19 protein-coding genes are annotated in these 19,348 nt (G+C 60.5%); 10 read left to right on the top strand and 9 right to left on the bottom strand.

All coding sequences use genetic code 11. The annotated features are described in order from the left end of the window. Positions 1–100: 100 nt before the first annotated feature. The 4 genes from AYR47_RS14550 to rpoE all read right to left on the bottom strand — a co-directional run bounded on the left by AYR47_RS14550 (position 101) and on the right by rpoE (position 3,954). Positions 101–1,540: a DegQ family serine endoprotease gene (locus AYR47_RS14550; RefSeq protein ID WP_033902654.1), complete on the bottom strand. Its 1,440-nt coding sequence runs from the start codon at positions 1,538–1,540 to the stop codon at positions 101–103. Between the two features lie 234 nt (positions 1,541–1,774). After that, a complete protein-coding gene (locus AYR47_RS14545; RefSeq protein WP_061435673.1) occupies positions 1,775–2,737 on the bottom strand; it encodes a MucB/RseB C-terminal domain-containing protein in 963 nt (320 codons plus the stop codon). Positions 2,738–2,752: 15 nt separating this feature from the next. Next, positions 2,753–3,340, bottom strand: a complete 588-nt coding sequence (locus AYR47_RS14540) for a sigma-E factor negative regulatory protein (protein ID WP_003172479.1) — start codon at positions 3,338–3,340, stop codon at positions 2,753–2,755. Positions 3,341–3,372: 32 nt separating this feature from the next. Then, entirely contained in the window at positions 3,373–3,954 is a 582-nt protein-coding gene (gene rpoE, locus AYR47_RS14535; protein ID WP_003172477.1) for an RNA polymerase sigma factor RpoE, read from the bottom strand. A gap of 463 nt (positions 3,955–4,417) precedes the next feature. Between rpoE and nadB the strand changes: the two genes are divergently transcribed. Further along, positions 4,418–6,034, top strand: a complete 1,617-nt coding sequence (nadB, locus tag AYR47_RS14530; RefSeq protein WP_033902656.1) for an L-aspartate oxidase — start codon at positions 4,418–4,420, stop codon at positions 6,032–6,034. Here the strand turns inward: nadB and AYR47_RS14525 are convergent. Then, positions 6,003–6,449 (bottom strand): protein YgfX, encoded by a 447-nt coding sequence (locus tag AYR47_RS14525; RefSeq protein WP_061435671.1) that lies wholly within the window; start codon positions 6,447–6,449, stop codon positions 6,003–6,005. The two genes, nadB and AYR47_RS14525, sit on opposite strands and share 32 nt — an antisense overlap. Beyond that, positions 6,433–6,687 carry an FAD assembly factor SdhE gene (locus tag AYR47_RS14520; protein ID WP_014717362.1) on the bottom strand — a complete coding sequence of 85 codons (255 nt, stop codon included), beginning with the start codon at positions 6,685–6,687 and terminating at the stop codon, positions 6,433–6,435. The genes AYR47_RS14525 and AYR47_RS14520 overlap by 17 nt, the downstream gene beginning before the upstream one ends. Before the next feature lie 140 nt (positions 6,688–6,827). Between AYR47_RS14520 and ygfZ the strand changes: the two genes are divergently transcribed. After that, on the top strand, positions 6,828–7,769 hold the full coding sequence (gene ygfZ, locus AYR47_RS14515) for a CAF17-like 4Fe-4S cluster assembly/insertion protein YgfZ (RefSeq protein WP_061435669.1): 942 nt from the start codon (positions 6,828–6,830) through the stop codon (positions 7,767–7,769). A gap of 36 nt (positions 7,770–7,805) precedes the next feature. Next, positions 7,806–8,627 (top strand): HDOD domain-containing protein, encoded by an 822-nt coding sequence (locus tag AYR47_RS14510; protein WP_033902659.1) that lies wholly within the window; start codon positions 7,806–7,808, stop codon positions 8,625–8,627. Here the strand turns inward: AYR47_RS14510 and AYR47_RS14505 are convergent, their stop codons facing one another. Beyond that, positions 8,628–10,013: a sensor histidine kinase gene (locus AYR47_RS14505; RefSeq protein ID WP_061435667.1), complete on the bottom strand. Its 1,386-nt coding sequence runs from the start codon at positions 10,011–10,013 to the stop codon at positions 8,628–8,630. It lies immediately after the preceding gene. Further along, the gene (locus AYR47_RS14500) at positions 10,006–10,677 is read right to left on the bottom strand and encodes a response regulator (protein ID WP_010212220.1); all 672 of its coding nucleotides are present in this window, start codon (positions 10,675–10,677) and stop codon (positions 10,006–10,008) included. Before AYR47_RS14500 ends, AYR47_RS14505 begins: the two co-directional genes overlap by 8 nt. A 234-nt stretch (positions 10,678–10,911) precedes the next feature. Between AYR47_RS14500 and AYR47_RS14495 the strand changes: the two genes are divergently transcribed. From AYR47_RS14495 to AYR47_RS14470, 6 genes are all read left to right on the top strand, one after another. Continuing rightward, a complete protein-coding gene (locus AYR47_RS14495) occupies positions 10,912–12,204 on the top strand; it encodes an OprD family porin (RefSeq protein ID WP_061435665.1) in 1,293 nt (430 codons plus the stop codon). Positions 12,205–12,237: 33 nt separating this feature from the next. Then, positions 12,238–13,221, top strand: a complete 984-nt coding sequence (locus AYR47_RS14490; protein ID WP_033902662.1) for a Bug family tripartite tricarboxylate transporter substrate binding protein — start codon at positions 12,238–12,240, stop codon at positions 13,219–13,221. 61 nt (positions 13,222–13,282) lie between these two features. Further along, positions 13,283–13,741 carry a tripartite tricarboxylate transporter TctB family protein gene (locus tag AYR47_RS14485; protein WP_033902663.1) on the top strand — a complete coding sequence of 153 codons (459 nt, stop codon included), beginning with the start codon at positions 13,283–13,285 and terminating at the stop codon, positions 13,739–13,741. Position 13,742: 1 nt separating this feature from the next. Then, entirely contained in the window at positions 13,743–15,257 is a 1,515-nt protein-coding gene (locus AYR47_RS14480) for a tripartite tricarboxylate transporter permease (protein WP_012722750.1), read from the top strand. Next, a complete protein-coding gene (locus tag AYR47_RS14475; RefSeq protein WP_061435663.1) occupies positions 15,250–16,278 on the top strand; it encodes an AbrB family transcriptional regulator in 1,029 nt (342 codons plus the stop codon). Before AYR47_RS14480 ends, AYR47_RS14475 begins: the two co-directional genes overlap by 8 nt. A gap of 157 nt (positions 16,279–16,435) precedes the next feature. Then, entirely contained in the window at positions 16,436–17,374 is a 939-nt protein-coding gene (locus tag AYR47_RS14470) for a YncE family protein (RefSeq protein WP_033902665.1), read from the top strand. A gap of 11 nt (positions 17,375–17,385) precedes the next feature. On the opposite strand, the gene ung is transcribed toward AYR47_RS14470, so the two are convergent. Then, positions 17,386–18,078: a uracil-DNA glycosylase gene (ung, locus tag AYR47_RS14465; RefSeq protein ID WP_033902666.1), complete on the bottom strand. Its 693-nt coding sequence runs from the start codon at positions 18,076–18,078 to the stop codon at positions 17,386–17,388. 136 nt (positions 18,079–18,214) lie between these two features. Between ung and AYR47_RS14460 the strand changes: the two genes are divergently transcribed. Next, entirely contained in the window at positions 18,215–19,327 is a 1,113-nt protein-coding gene (locus AYR47_RS14460) for an enoyl-CoA hydratase/isomerase family protein (protein ID WP_061435661.1), read from the top strand. The last annotated feature ends 21 nt before the right edge of the window (positions 19,328–19,348 follow it).

Genomic DNA, 19,348 nt, shown 5'->3' with positions numbered 1-19,348 from the left:
GAAGATAGGTCAGAAGGCGTAAACCTTATTCAGGACGGGACACCGCCCACAAAAAAGCCCCGCCTTCAAACGAAGGCGGGGCTTTTTTGTTTCTAACGACTTACTCGGCGAGCTTGAACGTGATGAAGCTTGCACGCCCCTGACGCAGCACACGCATCGACACCGAACGATTCTTCGGCAACGCCTTGGCGATGTCGGTGAATTGCTTGGTGCTGTCGATGGCCTGGTTGTTCAGGTGGGTGATGACGTCACCCGGTTGCAGGCCGATCAGGGAGGCAGGACCGTCCTGTACTTCCTTGATCACCACACCGCTCTTGAGGTCGAAGCTCTTTTTCTGCTCATCGGTCAGCTCAGCGACAGCAATACCCAGGCGGTTGCTGCTGCGCTCGGCACCTGGCTTGGCGTTGCCCAAGGCATCCAGGGTTGCGCCTTCTTCAGGGATGGCACCCACTGTCAGCTCAACGGTCTGGCGCTTGCCTTCGCGGATCACTTCCAACTTGGCCTTACTACCAGCCTTGAGTGCACCCACCAGGTGCGGCAGGTCGGCCGACATGACAATCGGCTGGCCATTCATGCTCAGGATCACATCACCCACTTGCAGGCCACCTTTGGCAGCCGGGCCGTCGTCCTGGATCTGCGCGACCAGGGCACCGGCCGGTTTATCAAGGCCAAAGGACTCAGCCAGGTCCTTGTTCACTTCCTGAATCACGACACCCAGCCAGCCACGACTGACCTTGCCGCCACTTTTCAGCTGGTTGGAAACGTCCATGGCCACGTCGATCGGGATAGCGAACGACACGCCCATGAAACCACCGGAACGGGTGTAGATTTGCGAGTTGATCCCCACCACTTCACCGGCCAGGTTGAACAGCGGACCACCCGAGTTACCCGGGTTGATCGGCACGTCGGTCTGGATGAACGGCACGTAGTTTTCGTTCGGCAAGCTGCGGCCGATGGCGCTGACGATACCTTGGGTCACGGTGTGGTCAAAACCAAACGGCGAACCGATGGCGACGACCCACTGCCCAGCCTTCAGGTCCTGGGATTTACCCAGCTTCAGCACGGGCAGGTCCTTGCCTTCGATCTTTAACAAGGCCACATCGGAACGTGGATCGGTGCCCACCAGCTTGGCTTTCAGTTCACTGCGGTCAGCCAGGCGCACGAGAATCTCGTCGGCATCGGCAATCACGTGGTTGTTGGTGAGGATGTAGCCATCCGGCGAAATGATAAAGCCCGAGCCCAGGGACTGAGCCTCACGCTGGCCACCCCCGCCACCACGTGGCGCACGCGGTTGCGGCATGCCGCGCTCAAAGAACTCGCGCAGCATCGGCGGCAGGCCTTCCAGGTCCGGCATCTGCTGGTTGGAGACTTTGCGATCCGGCAGTTTTTGCGTGGTACTGATGTTCACCACGGCCGGCGAGGCTTGCTCAACCAACTGGGTAAAGTCAGGCAGCTCGGCCGCTTGCGCGGGCAAGGCCTGACCCAGCACCAACACCGTGGCGACTATGGATAGGTAAGACTTCAAACGTGGTATCGACATACAGCTCCCGTTACGACGAGCAGGGTTGAGCGACAGGGTTCAAGAAACGCCGAAAACTGCGACCGACATCTTTGTTCCGCGAACAAAACAAGGCCAGAGCCGACAAGCCCTGACCTATAAAAAACATAAGAGATTTTTGCAAGTGAAAATGCTGATCCAGACATTTCATGCTCTCGGCAGCCAACCTGGCATGCAAATACAGTGAAACGTCAGGATGAACATAGGATTAACGGCTCACGGCTGGGCGGCTGTTTTTTTTTCACCGCGCACCGACAACGCGATACGTTCTGCGGTGCCGATCGGGATTTCGCCCACCACCGTCACCATCATTTCACCGTCCACCGTATTGAGGCGACGGGATACAGCCACCGTAGGGCCGAGTTGGGTGCGGGTTTCCGTAACACTCGCATCACTGATCGGCTCCAGGAACACCGAGAAACGCGCCAGCCCGTCCTCATACATGAGGCTGTCGACTGTTGCCTTGGTCTGGGCGTCTTTGCGGGCGCTAGTATTGGTCAGTTGAAAGCCGGGCGGCAACCACTCCAAATGCCATGTCTCAGTAGATTGCACTTCTGGAGCCTTCTCATTGGCAACCGATATAGGTGTGCATTCGGTGCTGGGTTGCAGATCGCGATCATCCGGTACGACTGATGTGTTCAACCGCGTGAACTGGAAGCGCTCAAGCAACTGCCCTTGATCATTCAGCAAAAGCGACTTGAGCGGCAGCGCGGTTTCTCGATCCAGGTGCAGCTCGAAACCATAGCGATACTGGTCACGCGGCGTGATCGAGACGATCACGGCGTTACGCCCGGCCACACGGGATTTGCCAATGACGGCCAGTTCGTAGAATTGATTGAGTTTTTGCGGATCCAACGCACGGGATGGCGCATCACGCGAGTTGCCAAGGCCTGCGACAAGGGTGCCGCTGACACATTGGGTCCGGCCATCCAGCCGCACGACTTCCTGGGCAGAACCATCGAGCTGCAAAAGCCGCTCACGGACCTGACCCTCCTGGACACGATGCCAGATGTCATGGGTAGAAAAACTGCCGTTACGTTCGTAGACGAACGTGCCTTGAAAGCTTTGCTGCTGCTCTGCACGCCCAAGTCGAGTCAGCCAGTCTTGGGCTTCATCGGCGTGGGCGGGGAGTGCAAACCAACCACTGAGCAAAAGCGTAAGGAGCGGTATGGCTCGCATAGAGCTCCTTACGGATTAGCGGTTTTCCAGGCTTGCTGCGCGAGCGTATGGCAAAGCGCTTTCAGTGCCCTTCAGAGCCGATTCCTGTGCGTGCTGGCGCAGGTAGCCTGGAAGACGCTGGTCCTGCCAGCCGGATTGCCCTTGCAGTACACCATTGGCCATCGGGCCGGTGGTGTCAGAGCTTTCCTTGTAGCCGGCCAGTACCGCTGGGCCTTTGACTTGCGGACCGGCCATCACCGGTTGCTGAGTCTGCTGGGCCAGTTCGGCACCGGCGATTTCGTCCTGGTTGTACAGGCGAACACCGGCCAACACGGCAACAGTCACCGAGGCAGCCACTGCCAAGCGACCCAGGCTACGCCATGGACCACGAGCAGCTTTTGCCGGAACGGCTTCATCAGCCAGCGCGGCAGAAACGGCCGCAGCAATATCCAGACGAGGGATTAGAAGATCCTTGTGCATCACCGCCCGAGCGACTTGGTAACGAGACCAGGTATCACGGGTTTCGGCATCATCAAATGCGTTGAGCACTCGACGAAGTTCCAGTTCATCCGCTTCGTTATCCATCACTGCGGACAGCGATTCCTGCAGGGCATCACGACTCATGGCGGTTCCTCTCTTGGCTGTCGCCGCTGTCTTTAGTTTTCCTGCAACAACGGTTGCAAGGCTTTATCGATGGCTTCCCGGGCCCGGAAAATCCGTGACCTTACAGTCCCCACCGGACACTGCATGACGCTCGCAATGTCTTCGTAACTCAGACCATCGAATTCACGTAAAGTTAACGCCGTACGCAAATCTTCTGGCAGTTGCTGAATTGTGCGATGAACGGTGCCTTCGATCTCGTCGCGCAGCAATGCACGCTCCGGCGACTCGAGATCCTTGAGGCCGTGATCACCATCGTAAAATTCCGCATCTTCTGAACTGACATCGCTATCCGGTGGGCGGCGTCCGCGAGACACCAGATAGTTCTTCGCCGTGTTGATGGCGATTCGGTATAGCCACGTGTAAAACGCACTATCACCGCGAAAGTTACCAAGTGCACGGTAAGCCTTGATAAAGGCTTCCTGTGCAACGTCCTGCGCTTCATGGGTGTCGTGCACAAACCGCACGATCAACCCGAGAATTTTGTGCTGGTATTTCAGCACTAGCAGATCAAAAGCTCGCTTGTCGCCGCGTTGAACGCGCTCGACCAGCTGCTGATCCTCTTCCTGGGTTAGCATGAACACTCCTCGTTGTACTTGAAGGAGGCTTGCATAACTAAACGATCAGGCTTGCAAACATAGACTCGGTCTTTTCGCAAAAGTTCTCCCCCTTCAAGCAAGTTTCCGGCACGCACTGATTTGGCACACACGAAAAACGCAGCACGGGCATGGCCGACTGCGCGAATAATCTTGTCGCCGGTTTTCTGACGCGTCCAATGCTCCCGACGGGCCAATAAACTCAACGTTTTCCCAGCTTTCGGGCAACCTGCTATTGAGTCGGGGCTTATGCAAAAAGTTCCCACCTCAATAACCTGCCGATTTTACCCTAGCCGTGCACCGTAATCTCACATTGCCACGAATGCCCGGCTATTGTGCCGCTCCACCCCTCTATATACTAGTAGCCCGTGTGACCCTTTGATTCGCCGATCCAGGCGTCCTGTTTGCGCCACCTCTTCGGATCGCTTTTTGCGGAATCCCTCAAATGAGCCAACAGTTTCAACACGATGTCCTGGTGATCGGCAGCGGCGCGGCCGGTTTGAGCCTTGCGCTGACCCTCCCCAGCCACCTGCGCATTGCGGTACTGAGCAAGGGCGACCTGGCCAACGGCTCGACATTCTGGGCCCAGGGCGGTGTCGCCGCCGTGCTGGACGACACCGATACAGTGCAATCCCACGTCGAGGATACCCTCAATGCGGGCGGGGGCCTGTGCAATGAAGACGCGGTGCGCTTCACCGTCGAGCACAGCCGTGAAGCCATCCAATGGCTGATCGATCAAGGCGTCCCTTTTACCCGCGACGAACACGCAGGCAGCGACGACGGCGGTTTTGAGTTCCATCTGACCCGCGAAGGCGGTCACAGCCACCGCCGCATCATCCATGCGGCAGACGCCACTGGCGCCGCCATTTTCAAGACACTGCTCGAACAAGCTCGCCAGCGCCCCAATATCGAATTACTGGAACAACGCGTCGCCGTCGACCTGATCACCGAAAAACGCCTGGGCCTGGACGGCGAGCGCTGCCTCGGCGCCTACGTGCTCAACCGCGCCAGCGGCGAAGTCGATACCTACGGCGCGCGCTTCACCATTCTTGCCTCCGGCGGCGCGGCCAAGGTCTACCTCTATACCAGCAACCCCGACGGTGCCTGTGGCGACGGCATTGCCATGGCCTGGCGTTCGGGCTGCCGGGTGGCCAACCTGGAATTCAACCAGTTCCACCCCACTTGCCTGTATCACCCGCAAGCCAAGAGTTTCCTGATTACCGAAGCCCTGCGCGGCGAAGGCGCCCACCTGAAACTGCCCAACGGCGAACGCTTCATGCAGCGCTTCGACCCACGCGCCGAATTGGCCCCGCGCGATATCGTCGCCCGCGCCATCGACCATGAAATGAAGCGCCTGGGCATCGACTGCGTCTACCTGGACATCAGCCACAAGCCCGAAGCTTTCATCAAGACTCACTTCCCTACGGTCTACGAGCGTTGCCTGGCCTTCAACATCGACATCACCCAAGGCCCGATCCCCGTGGTGCCGGCTGCGCACTACACCTGCGGTGGCGTAATGGTCGACCAGCACGGTCGCACCGATGTCCCGGGCCTGTATGCGATTGGCGAAACCAGCTTTACCGGCCTGCACGGCGCCAACCGCATGGCCAGCAACTCGCTGCTGGAATGTTTCGTCTATGCGCGCTCGGCGGCGGCAGACATCCTTGAACAGCTACCGCGCATTCCGGTGCCCGCCGCCCTGCCCCGCTGGGACGCCAGCCAAGTCACCGACTCGGACGAAGACGTGATCATCGCCCATAACTGGGACGAACTGCGCCGCTTCATGTGGGACTACGTGGGGATCGTGCGCACCAACAAACGCCTGCAACGCGCACAGCATCGGGTGCGGTTGCTGCTGGATGAAATCGACGAGTTCTACAGTAACTACAAGGTCAGCCGCGACTTGATCGAGTTGCGCAACCTGGCCCAGGTGGCGGAACTGATGATTCGCTCGGCCATGGAACGCAAGGAAAGCCGCGGCCTGCATTACACCCTCGATTACCCGCAGATGCTGCCCGAGGCCCGCGACACTATCCTGGTGCCAACCACCTACGGCGGCTGAACTTCAGACGAACCCGCAGGCGTCGATGCACATCGGCGACCTGCGAATCCCTGGGCACACACACCGAACGTATCCGCCATTCGCCCGGCACCCGGTAGCGCAGCACGACGATCAACGGCAATGCGAGGCTGTCCGGTCGCAACTGCACGCTGTGCCAGCCCCGCTGCGCACTGAGCAACTGCCAGCCATCGGCGTCGCGACGCAGGCCATGAATCGACGAACGGTGAGTCAACAGGACAGAGCGCGGCAAAACCCAGGCCGCGTGCGCCAGACACACCAGCAGGCCAAGACTTGAATAGGACAGATCAAGAAACCAAAGCGCACCCAGCGCGAACAGCTGGGCAAGGAAATACGCCGCCAGCAACAGCCGTGAGGCCTGCCAGCGGCATTCGAATGTATTACTTGGGCTGGACACGGTCCAGGATCATCCGAACCATGCGCTGCAGCTCTGGGTCTTCAGATTCGGCGCGCTCCATGAACCAGCCGAACATGTCCTGGTCTTCACAAGTCAGCAGCCTGACGTAGAGGTCGCGATCCACCTGATTGAGCGTTGCATAGACCTCTTTGGTGAAAGGCACCAGCAACACATCCAACTCCAGCATGCCACGACGGCTGTGCCAGTAGAGACGATTGATTTCTACATCTTCGACCATGGAGCGCTCCTCAAATAGGCGGCAAGTATACAGGCCCGACGGCACCGGAACAGTCGGCTTTGGTCGCCCCATACGGAAACTATCCATTTGCCGGGCGCCCCTCTATGATGCACCCATGACTTTTTGACCTGCGATGACCCATGGCTGACTCTGCTTTCTTCTGCCCCCTGTCCCACGAAGGCGTTCTCGCCGTCCGCGGCGCTGATGCCACCAAATTCCTTCAGGGCCAACTGACCTGCAACCTCAATTACCTGAGCGATACCCAGGCCAGCCTCGGCGCGCGCTGCACGCAAAAAGGGCGCATGCAGTCGAGCTTCCGCATCCTGCTGCAAGGTGACGGCGTGTTGCTGGCCATGGCCACCGAGCTGCTGGAACCGCAGCTGGCCGACCTGAAGAAGTACGCCGTATTCTCCAAGTCTAAGCTCACCGACGAAAGCGCCGCCTGGGTGCGCTTCGGCCTGGTGAATGCGGACACGGCCCTGGCCAGCCTCGGCCTTGAGCTGTCGACCGAGACCGACAGTGTTGTGCGCAACGATGCGTTGATCGCCATCCGCGTCTCCCCAGGTCGCGCTGAACTCTGGGTGCCTGCCGAGCACGGCGAAGCCGTACGCAATCAATTGGCTGCAACCCTCGATCAAACCGATCTGAATGAGTGGCTGCTTGGGCAAATCCGTGCAGGCATCGGCCAAGTCATGCCACAAACCCGCGAGCTGTTCATCCCGCAGATGCTCAACCTGCAGGCCGTGGGTGGCGTGAGCTTCAAGAAAGGCTGCTACACCGGCCAGGAAATTGTCGCGCGCATGCAGTACCTGGGCAAACTCAAACGTCGTCTGTACCGCTTGAGCCTCAATGCGCCTGAACTGCCCGAGCCAGGCACTCCGCTGTTTTCCCCCAGCCACAACAGTGCAATCGGCGAAGTGGTGCTTGCCGCAAAAGCCGGCGAGAGCATTGAACTTCTGGCCGTGTTGCAAGCCGAAGCTGCCGATAGTGGCGATGTGCACGTAGGCACATTGGAAGGTCCCGGCGTGCAACTGCTCGACCTGCCTTACACGCTCGACCGTGATCGAGAGATCCAGCGCTGATCGCCGTACCTTTTTGCAACACCCTAGAGAGCATGAATGAACAAGCTGGCGGAAAAAGTCCAACAGGCTTTAGTGACGGCCATCGACAACGATGACCTGGTTCTGCCGACATTGCCGGAAGTGGCCCTGAATATTCGTCAGGCCGCTGAAGACCCGGAAATCAGCATCAGCCACTTGAGCAAAGTGATCGGTCGCGATACCGCGCTGTCGGCGCGCCTGATCAAAGTGGTCAACAGCCCGTTGTTGCGCGCCACCCAGGAAGTCACCGACCTGCACACCGCCATCACCCGGCTGGGCACCAACTACAGCAGCAACCTGGCGATTGGCCTGGTGATGGAGCAGATCTTCCACGCCCGCTCCGACGTGGTCGAACAAAAGATGCGCGATGTGTGGCGCCGCAGCCTGGAAGTGGCGGGCGTCAGTTACGCCCTGTGCCGCAGCCACAGCCAGCTCAAGCCAGACCAGGCGGCTCTCGGCGGCCTGGTGCACCAGATCGGCGTGCTGCCGATCCTGACGTACGCCGAAGACCATTACGAGTTGCTCGCGGACCCGGTCAGCCTCAACCACGTGATCGAGAGCATCCACCCGTTGCTCGGTGACAAGCTATTGAGTGGCTGGGACTTCCCGGAAATGCTTGCCAAACTGCCCGGCCAATACCTCAACCTGGAGCGCGATTCGGCCAGCCTCGACTACGTCGACCTGGTGCAGGTGGCTGTGTTGTATTGCCATCGCGGCACCGATCACCCGTTGGCCAGCGTAGCGGTCTCGACCTTGCCTGCGATCAAGAAACTGCGGTTCGACCCGTACAGCGACGCCTTGCGCGCCGAGTTGGATGAAGCCCGCTCGATGTTCTATTGATCAGCCCGCGATAAAACTCACCCGCACTTTCAACCCGGCCAGTTCGCCATCATGCAGGCTGATCTGTGCCAGGTGCGCCCGGCAAATCTCACCGACAATCGCCAATCCCAGGCCAGACCCCATGCCCTGCTGGCTGCGACGGTAGAAACGCTCGAACACACGGTCCCGCTCATCCAGCGGAATGCCTGGGCCATCGTCTTCCACTTCCAGTACCGCCGGCGCCGTCACCCGCAGAATCACATTGCCACCCGGTGGCGTGTGGGCCAGGGCGTTGTCCACCAGATTGCTCAACAGCTCATTCAACAAGGTCGGCTCACCGCGCAGCCACACCGGCTCGTCGGCCTCCAACGCCAGCGCCACGCCGCGTGCGTGGGCCAACGGCGCCATGGCCATACCCAGTTCCCGGGCCAACTGGCTGAGGTCGAGCAACTGCGCGCCACCTTCGGCAATCGCGCGGGCGCCATTTTCAATGCGCGCCAGGGACAACAATTGATTAGCCAGATGCGTCAGACGGTCGGTGCCCTGGGCCGCAGTCTCAAGCGTGTTGCGCCAGGTCGCGGGGTCCTCGGCACGCAAGCCCAGTTCCAGCCGGGCCTTGAGCGCAGCCAGCGGTGTGCGTAATTCATGGGCCGCATCGGCAATAAACTGCGCCTGTCGTTCGAACTGGCCGCGTAGGCGTTCGGTGAAGTGGTTGAGGGAGCGCACCAGCGGGCCGAACTCATGCTGCACTTCCACCAAGGGCAACGGGCGCAAGTCGTCAGGCTGACGCTCCTCTACCGCCGTGCGCAGGCGCTCCAGCGGGCGCAACGCCGCGCTGACCGCAAACCACACCAGCAGCAATGCGCCGACAGCGAGCATCCCCAGGCGCAGCAAAGTGTCCGCCATCAAACTGCGGGCCATGCTCACACGCGCCTCATCGGTTTCAGCGACGCGGATTTCCGCCATGCCGTTCATGTTTGGCTCAGAGACCGCCTTGAGCAGGCTCACCACCCGCACCTGCTGCCCCTGATACATGGCGTCATAGAAACGTGCCAGCGCCGGATAATCGTCGGTGCGTGGTGTACCCGGCGGTGGGCCGGGCAGGTTTTCGTAGCCGGAGATCAGCTTCTGGTCGATGTCGTTGACCTGGTAATAAATGCGCCCGGCGCTGTCGTAGGCAAACGTGTCCAACGCGACATAGGGCACATTCGCACTCAAGGTGCCATCCACCTGGGTCAAACCCGCGGCGATGGTGCGCGCGGAGGCCAACAGCGTGCGGTCGTAGGCGGTGTCAGCAGCTTCGCGACCATTCCAATAAGCGCTCATGCCACTGGCGAGCATCAACAGCACCAACAACAGCGCCAAGTTCCACAGCAGGCGCCAGCGCAGGCTGCTGGGCTTATGCATCGCGGGCTTCCAGCAGGTAGCCGAGGCCGCGGAAGGTCACGATGGCAATGGGCTGGCCGTCGAGTTTCTTGCGCAGGCGATGCACGTAGATTTCGATGGCATCGGGGCTGGCTTCTTCGTCCAGGCCGAACACCTGGGAAGCCAGTTGCTCCTTGCTCATCACCCGGCCCGGCCGGGCAATCAGCGCCTCCAGCACCGCTTGCTCGCGGGAGGTGAGCGTCATCAGCTCGCCGCCCACGGTAAAGCGCCGCGTGTCGAGGTCATAGACCAACACGCCGCAGGCCTGTTGGCGCTCGCCGCCCAATACACTGCGCCGCAACAATGCCTTGACCCGCGCTTCCAACTCGGTGAGTTCGAAAGGTTTGGCAAGGTAGTCGTCGGCCCCCAGGTTCAAACCGTGCACACGGTCTTTCACATCACTGCGCGCCGTCAGCATCAGCACGGGCAGATTTTTCCCACGGGCGCGCAGACGTGCAAGCACCTCGAAACCGTCCATGCGCGGCAGCCCCACATCGAGGATCGCCGCCGCGTATTCCTCGCTGCTCAGGGCCAGGTCCGCCGCTACGCCATCGTGCAGCACATCGACGGTCAGACCCGTGCTCTTGAGCGCTTGCGCGACACTTTCGGCAAGTTGCAGATGGTCTTCAACCAGCAGGACACGCATGGATTTCTACCTCGTTCAGGGGTGGTCGGCGCCACGCTTTGGCGGGCAGTTTACAGGCGCCGCCTGCCCTGTGAAGCCCGAAAACATTGAAAGGCCACTGAAAGGTTAGTGAAAGCTTCGCCCTTTAGCATCCAGCCACGGTGGTCTATGCCCGCCGAGCTGCCTTCGCGCCGCGCCCGAAAAACGCCTCGAAGCGTTTTCGCCAAAATAAGAACAATAACGGAGTACACAACGATGCTGTCGACACAGCCCCAGGCCCCCTCGCCTGTTCGTTTTTCTCGCCTGACCCAGACCGCCCTCGCCAGTGCTGCTACCCTTGCCGGCTTTTCGCCGCTCAGCCAGGCTGCCTTCTTCGAAGACAGTAGCGCGACCCTGGAAACCCGCAACATGTACTTCAACCGCGACTTCCGCGACGGCACCAGCGCGCAGCAATCCAAACGCGACGAATGGGCCCAGGGCTTCATGCTCAACCTGCAATCGGGCTACACCGATGGCACCGTCGGCTTTGGCGTGGATGCGCTGGGCATGCTCGGGGTCAAGCTCGACTCCAGCCCCGACCGCACCGGCACCGGCCTGTTGCCCACCCACGACGATGGCCGCGCCGCCGACGAGTACTCCAAGCTGGGCCTGACCGGCAAAGTGAAGATCTCGGCCACCGAGCTGAAAATCGGCTCGCTGATCCCCGAACTGCCTATCCTCAAGCCCAATGACGGCCGCATCCTGCCGCAGACTTTCAACGGCGGCCTGATCACTTCCAAGGAATTCAAAAACCTGGTGTTCACCGGGGGCCGCCTGGACAAGGCCAAGGACCGCGACGACAGCAACTACGAAGACATTGCCCTCAACAACAAGAACAGCCGCTTTGTCAGCGGCGCCACCGGCAAGCACTTCAACTTTGGCGGCGCCGACTACAAGTTCGCCGACAAGATCACCGGCAGCTACCACTTCGCCCAACTCGACGACGTGTACCGCCAGCACTTCCTCGGCCTGGTGGCCGAACGCCCGATGGGCCCCGGCACCTTCGCCACCGACCTGCGCCTGGCCATCAGTGATGACACCGGCAGCGCGCGTGGCGGCAAGATCGACAATACATCCCTCAACGGCCTGTTCAGCTATGCCCTCAATGGCCACAAGCTCAGCGCCGGCTACCAGCACATGTCCGGCGACAGCGCGTTCCCCTATGTGGATGGCAGCGACCCGTACCTGGTCAACTTCGTGCAGATCAACGACTTTGCCGGCGCCGAAGAACGCTCCTGGCAGGCACGCTACGACTTCGACTTCGCCAAGCTGGGCATCCCCGGCCTGAGCTTCATGAGCCGTTACCTCTCGGGTGACAACATCAAGCTCAAGAACGGCGAGACCGGCAAGGAATGGGAGCGCAACAGCGAGATCAAGTACGTGGTGCAAAGCGGCACATTCAAGGATGTGGCCGTGCGCCTGCGCAACGCCACTTACCGTTCCAACTACTCAGCCCGTGATGCGGATGAAATGCGCTTGCTGGTCAGCTATAGCGTCGCCCTTTGGTAGTACCCCCTCATAACAACAAAGATGGAGATAACCATGACCCCTTCACTGCGTAAATTGGCCCTCGCCGCGGGCTGCATGCTGTTCGCCGGCCAACTGCTGGCCGCCGACGAACCCAAGCGCCCGGAATGCATCGCCCCGGCCTCGCCTGGCGGCGGTTTTGACCTGACCTGCAAACTGGCGCAAAGCGCGCTGGTCAACGAGAAGCTGCTGAGCAAGCCAATGCGCGTGACCTACATGCCTGGCGGCGTGGGTGCGGTGGCCTACAACGCCGTGGTTGCCCAACGCCCGGCGGATGCTGGCACCCTGGTGGCCTGGTCCAGCGGTTCGCTGTTGAACCTGGCCCAGGGCAAGTTCGGCCGTTTCGATGAAAGCGCCGTGCGTTGGCTGGCAGCAGTCGGCACCAGCTACGGGGCCATCGCAGTGAAAGCCGATTCGCCCTACAAGACCCTCGACGATCTGGTCAAAGCCCTGAAGAAAGATCCGGGCAGCGTAGTGATCGGTTCCGGCGGCACCGTCGGCAGCCAGGACTGGATGCAAACCGCGCTGATCGCCAAGGCCGCCGGGATCAACCCGCGCGAACTGCGTTACGTGGCCCTCGAAGGCGGCGGCGAAATCGCCACCGCCCTGCTCGGCGGCCACATCCAGGTGGGCAGTACCGACATCTCCGACTCCATGCCGCACATCCTCAGCGGTGACATGCGCCTGCTGGCGGTGTTCTCCGAACAGCGCCTGGACGAGCCGGAAATGAAGAACATTCCGACCGCCAAAGAGCAAGGCTACGACATCGTCTGGCCGGTGGTGCGCGGTTTCTACCTCGGGCCAAAAGTCAGCGATGCCGACTACGCCTGGTGGAAAGACGCCTTCGACAAACTGCTGGCCTCGGAAGAGTTCGCCAAGCTGCGTGACCAGCGCGAGCTGTTCCCGTTCGCCATGACCGGCCCGGAGCTGGACACCTACGTGAAGAAACAGGTGGCTGACTACAAAGTGCTGGCCAAAGAGTTTGGCCTGATCCAGTAATCGCCCCTTCCTGTCGCACGGCCACGCTCCTTTCAACCGGGGCGCGGCCCAGGAGTTTCACATGCTCTTACAACGCATTTTCGCCTCAGTGCTGTTAATGGCCTGTGCCGGCCTGGCCCTGATGGCCTGGCCGTATCAGGCGTCGTTTTCCTACGAGCCAGTAGGACCTCGCGCCTACCCGCTGCTGATGCTTGGGCTGATGAGCCTGGCACTTATCTACATGCTGTTCCGCCCACAGCCGACCAAACACACTGAAGAAGAACCCGCGCTGGACCGCGAAACCCTGATCAAGATCGGCATCTGTGTCGGCTTGTTGATCGTGTTCGCCGGCACCTTCGAATCCCTGGGTTTTATCCTCAGCAGCATGCTGATCGGCATTCCGATGGCGCGCCTGTATGGCGGCCGCTGGCTACCGAGCGTGGTGATCGTCAGCCTGATGGCGATTGGTCTTTACCTGCTGTTCGATAAAGCCATGGATGTGCCGCTGCCCCTCGGCCTGCTCGACGTTCTGGAGAACTGATATGGATACTTTCGGCTATTTGGGCCAGGGCTTCGGCGTTGCACTGTCCCCTTACAACTTGGTGACCGCACTGTGCGGCACCCTGATCGGCACCGTGGTCGGCCTGTTGCCGGGCCTGGGCCCGATCAACGGCGTGGCGTTGTTGATCCCCATCGCGTTCGCCCTGGGCCTGCCGCCGGAATCAGCCTTGATTCTGCTGGCAGCCGTGTACCTGGGCTGCGAATACGGCGGGCGTATCAGCTCGATCCTGCTGAATATCCCAGGCGAAGCCTCTACCGTGATGACCACCCTCGACGGCTACCCGATGGCCCGCAAAGGCCTGGCCGGCGTGGCGCTGTCGTTGTCGGCGTGGAGTTCGTTCATCGGCGCGTTTATCGCCACCTGCGGCATGGTGCTGTTTGCGCCGTTGCTGGCCAAATGGGCGATTGCCTTCGGGCCGGCGGAATATTTCGTACTGATGGTGTTCGCGATTGTCTGTCTCGGCGGCATGGCCGGTGACAAGCCGTTGAAGACCTTTGTCGCAGCGCTGATCGGCCTGTTCCTTTCGGCGGTGGGCATCGACGCCAACAGCGGCGTGTACCGGTTTACCGGCGACAACATCCACCTCACCGACGGCATCCAGTTTGTGGTGTTGGTGCTGGGCCTGTTCTCCATCAGTGAGATCCTGTTGCTGCTGGAAAAAACCCACCGTGGCCAGGAAGCCGTGAAGGCCACGGGCCGTATGATGTTCAACCTCAAGGAAGCGGGCGCGGTCTTTGTCGTCAACATCCGCTGCGGTTTGCTGGGTTTCATCATGGGCGTCTTGCCAGGTGCCGGTGCGACCTTGGCCTCAGCCGTTGCCTACATGACCGAAAAACGCCTGGCCGGTGCCAGTGGCAAGTTCGGCCAGGGCGACATGCGCGGCCTGGCGGCGCCGGAAACCGCCATCGGCGCGTCCGCCTGCGGCGCCCTGGTGCCGATGCTGACCCTCGGCGTACCCGGTTCGGGCACCACGGCGGTGATGATCGGCGCCCTGTCGCTGTACAACATCACCCCTGGCCCGCTGCTGTTCCAACAGCAACCCGACATCGTCTGGGGCCTGATCGCGTCGTTGTTCATCGCCAACATCATGCTGGTGATCCTCAACATCCCGATGATCCGCATCTTCACGCGCATCCTGGCCGTGCCGAACTGGGCGCTGGTGCCGGTAATCGCCATCATCACCGCGATTGGTGTGTACGCGGTTCACGCCACCACCTTCGACCTGTTCCTGATGGTGGGTATCGGCATCTTCGGTTACATCCTGCGCAAGCTGGACTTTCCGCTGTCGCCGGTACTGTTGGGCTTTATCCTCGGCGGCTTGATGGAGCAGAACCTGCGCCGTGCGCTGTCGATCTCCAACGGTGACCTGCAGATCCTCTGGTCGAGCCCGATCACCTTTGGTGTATGGGTACTGACAGCGCTGATGCTGGCCTTCCCGCTGATCCGCATCTACCGCAAACGTGCCCTGCAGCGTCGTGCCGTGGCCGATGTCTGAGGTCACCTTTAAACATTGGTGGGGAACACCGCTGGTCGGCCTGGCCGGCGGTTACCTGGCCAGCCTCGTCGGCTGGCCTTTGCCGTACATGGTCGGCTCATTGCTGGCGATCATCCTGGTGCGTTGCCTCACGCCGTGGCAATTGGCGGAGATTCCCGGCGGGCGCAAATGCGGCCAATGGGTCGTCGGGATTGGCATTGGGCTGCACTTCACTCCGGTGGTGATCGAGCAGGTGATGAGTCACTTCGGGCTGATCTTCTTCGGTGCGCTGGTCACCAGCCTGTCAAGCGTGGTCGGTGTGTGGTTGATGCGCCGCAGCGGTGAAGACCGCGCCACCGCGTTTTTCTCGAGCATGCCGGGCGGTTCCGGTGAGATGGTCAACCTCGGCGCACGCAATGGCGCGGTGCTCAGCCGTGTCGCGGCGGGGCAGAGTCTGCGGGTGCTGGTGGTAGTGCTGTGTGTACCGGCAATCTTCAAATACTTGCTGGAAGGCGGCGCGCCGCAGTTTCATCCGGCGCCGGTGAGTTGGCCTTGGCTGTTGGTGCTGTTTCCGATAGGCACGCTGGTGGCCTGGGGTTGGCAGCGTTTGCGTCAGCCGAACCCTTGGTTGTTCGGGCCGCTGCTGGTGAGTGCGACGGCCAGCGTCGTGTGGGATTTGCATATCGGTCTGCCAGACGGGGGCAGCCAGATTGGCCAATGGTTGATCGGCAGCGGTTTGGGCTGCCATTTCAACCGGCAGTTCTTTCGCCGGGCGCCATCGTTCATGGGCCGCACCCTGATTGGTACGGCCTTGACCATGGCGCTGGCAACCTTGGCGGCGGTTGGGTTGAGTGCGTTGACCCATCTGGACCTGCGCTCGCTGACCCTGGGCATGATGCCCGGCGGGATTGCCGAGATGAGTCTGACGGCGGAGACCCTGCAACTGTCGGTGCCACTGGTGACAGCGATGCAGGTCATGCGGTTGTTGTTTGTGCTGTTTCTGGCGGAGCCGTTGTTCAGGCATTGGAACCGCCAGCCCTGAGCCGTGCTTTGGTCGTGGTTCCACCGGGAACCATTACCGCTCATCTGAACTGTCATTTACCACAGTAGGCACCCCGCCCCCTGAGCGCTTAACTCAGCGCACGTAGTGCGATAACACTCGCAATACCGACACCATCTCGTTCTGCAGGAATGCCCAAATGACGGAAATTAATGACCCACACGCCTCCCCTGATGACACCGTTGCACCCGCAGCGATCGTGGAAACCCTCGCACTACCGGGCGCCCCCAACAACCTGGTAATGAACCGCGCGGGAACACGCCTGTATGTGACGAGTGCCACTACACCAGGCTCCGTCACCGCCCTGAGCACCCAGCCCCTGAGTATCATTCAGACCATAACAGGACTGGGTTCTCCCATATGGATAGCTATCAAAGCAGATGGCTCATCTATTTATGTGAGTGACAACAGCGTCGCGACTGGAACGTCCATTAACGTTATCGAAACCTTGAACAACACCGTCGTCGAGACCATCACAGGATTCATCACCGTTAACGGCATAGCGCTGAATTCGACGGGTACAAGACTGTACGTAGCCGACCACGGCGCCTCGAAACTGGTTGCCCTTGATACCAGCAATCATCAACGCGTGGGGGAGACCTCGGTGCGTAGCCCCAAGGAAATTCTAGTGGCGCCCGATGACGCTCGCGCTCACATTGCCACGGATCTGGATGGCTGGGTCATCGTCGATCTCGCGAACAACAACGTCCTCGCAACGATCAAAACCGCCGTGGGCATCCCCACGGCTATCGGTTACAGCCCGCGCTATCCACGTGTCTACATCTCCCACCGCGACAGTGGAAGGATGACCATTGGCGATGCACTGATTCCTGATGTCAGCGGGGAGATCAACGGCCTTATGGGACCTTGGCGCATTGCCTTCAATCGACTCAGCGAAATGGCGTATATCACTGAAACAGACGGCGGTCAGATCAGCATCATTGACACCCGTCTGAACCGCATCACTGGCACTATTAAAGGGTTCGACAAACCGCGAGGTATAGTTGTCGCTCCGGATGGCCGCAATGCGTATGTCGCTGATATCGGAAATAGCTCGGTGTCCATGGTCAGGCTTTAGCGCCACACCCGTCAGGCAGACGGCAACCGCCACTCGATCGGCGTCTCGCCATTCTGCTCAAGAAACTTGTTGGTCCGGCTGAAGTGCCCGCACCCTAGGAACCCGCGATACGCCGACAATGGTGACGGGTGTACTGACGTCAGCACCAGGTGCTTGGTCGCGTCGATCAGTTTCTGTTTACCCTGGGCATGGGCACCCCACAACAGGAACACCAGATGCGGCTGATGCTCGCTGACCACTTCGATAATCCGATCGGTAAAGAACTGCCAGCCCTTGCCCGCATGGGCGTTGGCGTTGGCGCGCTCGACGGTCATGGTGGTGTTGAGCATCAGCACGCCTTGGTCGGCCCAGCTTTGCAGGTAGCCATGGTTGGGGATGTCGATGTTCAGATCACGCTTGAGCTCTTTGTAGATATTGACCAGCGACGGTGGCGCCGGCACGCCCGGTTGCACCGAGAAGCACAAACCGTGGGCCTGGCCGGGACCGTGGTAAGGGTCCTGGCCGAGGATCACGACTTTGACCTTATCCAACGGTGTGGAATTGAGCGCGTTGAAAATCAGTGGGCCGGGCGGGTAGATCTCTTTGCCGGCGGCATGTTCCTGGCGCAGGAACTCGCGTAACTGGGCCATGTACGGCTGCTCGAACTGATCCCGCAAGGCGTGTTTCCAGCTAGGTTCGAGTTTGATACGGTCGTCTTCGGTCATGGTTGAATAGTCTTGTAAAAAAGAATGAGGCGAACCCTAGGAAAGCCGACCCCGCTTGTCAATTGATCTGACACACCAACGGCGCTTTCCTACGAAGCGATCATACTCATCCTTCACCTTATCGATTGAGGTCACGATGAACCTGCACTTCGAAGAGCTGACCGGCAGCGACGGTGCCCGCATCGGCATCGCCAGCCTCGACGCTGAAAAATCCCTCAATGCCCTTTCCCTACCGATGATCCTGGCCCTGGGCGAACGCCTGGACGCCTGGGCCAAGGATCCGAACATCCACTGTGTACTGCTGCGCGGCAATGGTCCCAAGGCGTTTTGCGCCGGGGGCGAAGTGCGCAGCCTCGCGCAGGCCTGTCGGGAACAGCCTGGCGTGGTGCCAGCCCTGGCGGCGCAATTTTTTGCGGCGGAATACCGTTTGGATTACCGCCTGCACACTTACCCAAAACCGGTGATTTGCTGGGGCCACGGCTATGTGCTGGGGGGCGGTATAGGCCTGCTGCAAAGCGCCGCAGTGCGCATCGTCACGCCGAGCAGCCGGTTGGCCATGCCGGAGATCAGCATCGGCCTGTACCCGGACGTCGGCGCCAGTTGGTTTCTGTCACGCCTGCCGGGCAAGCTCGGGCTGTTCCTCGGGCTGACCGGCGCGCACATCAACGGTCGCGATGCGTTGGACCTGGGCCTGGCCGACCGCTTCCTGCGCGATGATCAGCAAGACGAGTTACTCGATGGCTTGCTGCAACTGAACTGGCAGGAACAGACCGCGATGCAACTCAACAGCCTGCTCAAGGCGCTGGCCCAGGAAGCTGTCGACCAGCAACCTGAAGCGCAGTGGCTGCCGCGCCGGGCCCAGATCGACGAATGGCTGGACGTGGGAGATGTGCGGTGTGCCTGGCGCAACTTGAGCCCACTGCGTGAGCATGCCGATCCCCTGTTCAGCCGCGCCGGTAAGACGCTGAGCGAAGGCTGCCCGTTGACCGCTCATCTGGTGTGGGAGCAGATCCAGCGTGCCCGACACCTGTCCCTGGCGCAGGTGTTCCAGATGGAATACACGATGAGCCTCAATTGCTGCCGTCACCCGGAATTCAGTGAAGGGGTGCGCGCACGGTTGATCGACAAGGACCAGGCGCCCCATTGGCATTGGCCCGATATCAATACGATCCCGGAGGCGGTGGTCCAGGCGCATTTCAACAAGGTGTGGGAAGGCCGCCATCCGTTGGCGGACTTGTCGGATTATTGATTATTGGCGCCCATAAAAAAG

Origin of the sequence: Pseudomonas azotoformans (genome assembly GCF_001579805.1) — a bacterium.
GTDB lineage: Bacteria > Pseudomonadota > Gammaproteobacteria > Pseudomonadales > Pseudomonadaceae > Aquipseudomonas > Aquipseudomonas azotoformans_A.
The sequence above is the reverse complement of the archived record's forward strand: the minus strand, read 5'-3'. Positions and strand labels throughout refer to the sequence as shown.